Below are 737 nucleotides of genomic sequence, written 5' to 3'. Positions count from 1 at the left end.
CGCGCCCGAGCGCTCGAGCTGCTCGACCTCGTGCACCTCGCGGACGCCGCGGAGAAGCGGCCGCACGAGCTCTCGGGCGGCATGCGACAGCGGGTCGCGCTCGCGCGCGCCCTCGCGCAGGACCGCTCGGTGCTGCTGATGGACGAGCCGTTCGCCGCGCTCGACGCGATCACGCGCGACCTGCTGCACGAGGAGCTCGAGCGCGTCTGGCGCGAGACCGGCCGCACGATCGTCTTCGTCACGCACAACGTGCGCGAGGCCGCACGGCTCGGGCAGCGGGTGCTGCTCATGTCGAGCCGTCCGGGCCGGATCGTGAACGAGTGGCGCATCGCCGACGACGGTCCCCGCCGCATCGAGTCGCCGACCGTGTCCGAGCTCTCGGTCGAGATCACCGAGCACCTGCGAAGGGAGATCCGTCGCAATGCCGCATGACCTGCTGCCTTCCGCCACCGCCGCCACCACCCCGGACCGCGAGTTGCCACTTGCGCCGGGAACCAGCCGCGCGAACCCGGCACAAGTGGCAACCCGATCGCGTTCGGGCCGCGATGACGACCTGCGCACGCTCGAGGCCGGGCTCGACCGACTCCAGACGAGCGCCGAGCGGCGCACGCCGTGGTGGCGCCGCGCGATCGACGGCGTGCTGCCGCCCGTGCTGCTCCTCGTCGTGCTCGTCGCCGCGTGGCAGGCCTACGCGGTGATCGCGCAGCCCCGGCCCGACCTCGCGCCCGGACCGCTCG

Annotated in this window: 1 protein-coding gene and 1 pseudogene; both read left to right on the top strand. The window is 73.8% G+C overall.

The genetic code is table 11. The features are described 5' to 3' along the window. On the top strand, window positions 1-432 hold a 432-nt coding region (locus ESO86_RS18030), incomplete at its 5' end, for an ABC transporter ATP-binding protein (protein WP_165308390.1). Window positions 433-517: 85 nt separating this feature from the next. Further along, window positions 518-737 (top strand): annotated as a pseudogene (locus ESO86_RS18025) (ABC transporter permease); the annotation flags it as partial.

Origin of the sequence: Agromyces binzhouensis (assembly GCF_004135055.1) — a bacterium.
Lineage (GTDB): Bacteria > Actinomycetota > Actinomycetes > Actinomycetales > Microbacteriaceae > Agromyces > Agromyces binzhouensis.
Note: the sequence above shows the minus strand (reverse complement) of the source record. Positions and strands in the feature narration are given on the sequence as shown.